The following is a 2,462-nucleotide window of genomic DNA, read 5'->3' as shown; positions in this document are numbered from 1 at the left end:
GCGCACAGGCCGAGGCGTGCGAGGCGTGGCTCGACGACGGCGCGGTAGCGGGTGCGTCGAAAGCCGGAGTCGCGTTGCTCGAAGGTACTGACGAGACCGTGGACACGGCGCACGGGCCGCGAGCCGTGCCAGAGGGTGAGCAGGGCTGGGCGGTCGAGCACCTGGTCGAAGTCGATGTCGGGGGCGTGGCTGGCGAGATCGAGTTCGAGGCGGTCGAGCTGTGAGAGGCCTTCGTCGAGGGTGAACGCGACGACGTCGAGGTCGATCTTGCCGTCGGTGCCGTGGATGGCGAAGGTGAAGCGCAGGTCGGATTGGGTGGGCATAAGCGTTGTCCGGAGAAAGCCTGTTCTGCAGGGCGCTCGCGATGCGGGGCGATAAGAGCGGAGTCAGGTTCACTGGCGATGGGGTGGCCAATCAGGAGGTCAGCCTGCCCCAGTTCTTCAGCGATAGTTAGCCGCCTTGTTGTGAGCGGCCATCGCAATAGAGCCAGCACTGGCCCTCGGCATCGACGATGGGGGTGATCGGGTCGTCGAAGTGCTGGACGACCCAGTAATGCGGGTAGGCGCTGGTTTCGTCTTCGGGGTAGACCCAGAACTCCCGCTCGCCGATCGTGCGCTTGACGGCCTTGGTGCAATTGCCGTTGAGGTAGAGTTCCCCCCCTTCATGCAGAATGCCGTATGCCTCGGCGATCAGTTGCGTGGGGCAGGCGTGCCCGTTGACGAGAACAAGGCCGTCATCGGTGCCAAGTAGGTCATTGCCGTATCCCAATTTTCCGGGGGCTAGCAAGCGGTACACCTGTTGACCGCCTTGCCACAAGGGCCTGCCCTCCTTTCCGCCGAGACGTATTTCAACTGCCCGTAGCGGAAGTCGTGTTCCACCTTGAATCAGATTTCCCTGTCGGTCGAATTCGAAAGCGCCTGCGCGAGAATTGAAGATTGCGCGTACTGGCCAATTGGTCGCAGGAACTTCTTCCTGTTCTCGCTCGTCGCGCAAACGCTCTTCAAGGGTAAGTTGACGAAGAGCATTGTTTGCCGGAGGGGAAAGATCGACCTCCGGCCTGAGTCCGGGACGGGTACGGTGTGCTTCGTTGGAGGATGATGTCCCTGATGGACTGCCTTTCGATGGCGGAAGCGGACGACCCTCACAGTACAGGCGACAGATACCAGCGGCATCGAAAATCGGTTCGATGGGGTCGTCAAATCTCTGAAACGTCCAGCGAACCGGCGTGTCGACAGACATGTTTGCGATTGCGTCGTTCCATTCATCGGGATACACCCAGTAAGAATGCGTGCCGATGCGCTGTTTGACTGCATCTCTGCAAAGGCCATTGAGAAAAATAGTCGATAGATTTCTATAGAGTTTATAGAAATCGCTGATGTACGACGGGGTGCATGCTTGCTGATCGGCAAGCACAATGGCGTTCGTGACATCCTCTGGCCGGAAGTCATCGCGTGTCTGTCCACGACGGACGATGTAATAGATGCGTTGGGAACCGGGCCAAAGCGGAGTTCCACGTTGGTAATACTCGGCCACATAGGCGCCCGCAAAAGGACTTCCATTCTTGCTGACGACGTTGCCTTGACGATCAAATTCATATAGGGCGGAGGATGAACTGTAATACACGCGAACGGGCCAAGATTCCGTTCTAACGGGGAGAACTTCGGCATCCTCGAATACATCGGTCAAGCGCAATGCCGAGCGCGGAGGTGGGGTGACGTCGCGCTCTTGTCCGTCCTCGATGTCACATGCGAATAGTTTGCCGTTCGTGGCGCGTACTTGGTCAGGCGTGCACTCGCTAGCGTTTGAAGTTATGGAGATAGACGCGACAACCCACGCGAACAGCCATCGCCATTGAAGGGATAGGCATCGAGATGCTGTCATGGCTGCTCCGTCCCTACACTGATATGCACGTGGTGTACGTGACTGTCATTGGTTTCTATGAACAGGCCGTTGTCGGTGACGCCCACTTGGGTATAGGTGAGCGCCCACGGGCCGCCCAGCCAGCCAAGCTCTTTGGCCGTGCGCTTTTCCGCCAGGTAGCGATGGAAGGCCAGGGAGAGTGCGCGACTGCGCTTTGCGGCCTCTGCGGTATGGGTACCAAACGGATTGGATTGTGGGCCGCTACCATTCGTTCGATGGAAATGGCAGCGCGCTTCGACAACGGTCTCTTCGTCGATGTTCACATTTCCTCGAATATGAGTCACATCAAGAGCCGACGCATACGGGAGCGCCCTTCGGCGTCGCTGCTGCCGCAATAGCGGGCCGTGCCAGAGGGTGAACAGGGCTGGGCGGTCGAGCACCTGGTCGAAGTCGATGTCGGGGGAGTGGCTGGCGAGATCGAGTTCGAGGCGGTCGAGCTGTGAGAGGCCTTCGTCGAGGGTGAACGCGACGACATCGAGGTCGATCTTGCCGTCCGTGCCGTGGATGGTGAAGGTGAAGCGCAGGTCGGATTGGGTGGGCAT

At 59.2% G+C, this 2,462-nt stretch carries 3 protein-coding genes; all 3 read right to left on the bottom strand.

Features of this window, described 5'->3' with window-relative positions; translation table 11 throughout:
- Positions 1-323 (bottom strand): contractile injection system protein, VgrG/Pvc8 family (locus AC3FOF_RS44465; protein WP_488730272.1); only part of this gene is annotated, 323 nt, incomplete at its 3' end.
- 127 nt (positions 324-450) lie between these two features.
- A complete protein-coding gene (locus AC3FOF_RS44460; protein ID WP_488730307.1) occupies positions 451-1,686 on the bottom strand; it encodes a hypothetical protein in 1,236 nt (411 codons plus the stop codon).
- 191 nt (positions 1,687-1,877) lie between these two features.
- Positions 1,878-2,462, bottom strand: a 585-nt coding sequence (locus tag AC3FOF_RS44455) for a hypothetical protein (RefSeq protein ID WP_488730306.1), incomplete at its 5' end; no start/stop codon positions are given.

The sequence above is a fragment of the Cupriavidus sp. 96C5-1 genome (assembly GCF_057798855.1).
This window is presented reverse-complemented; position numbering and strand designations above follow the sequence as displayed.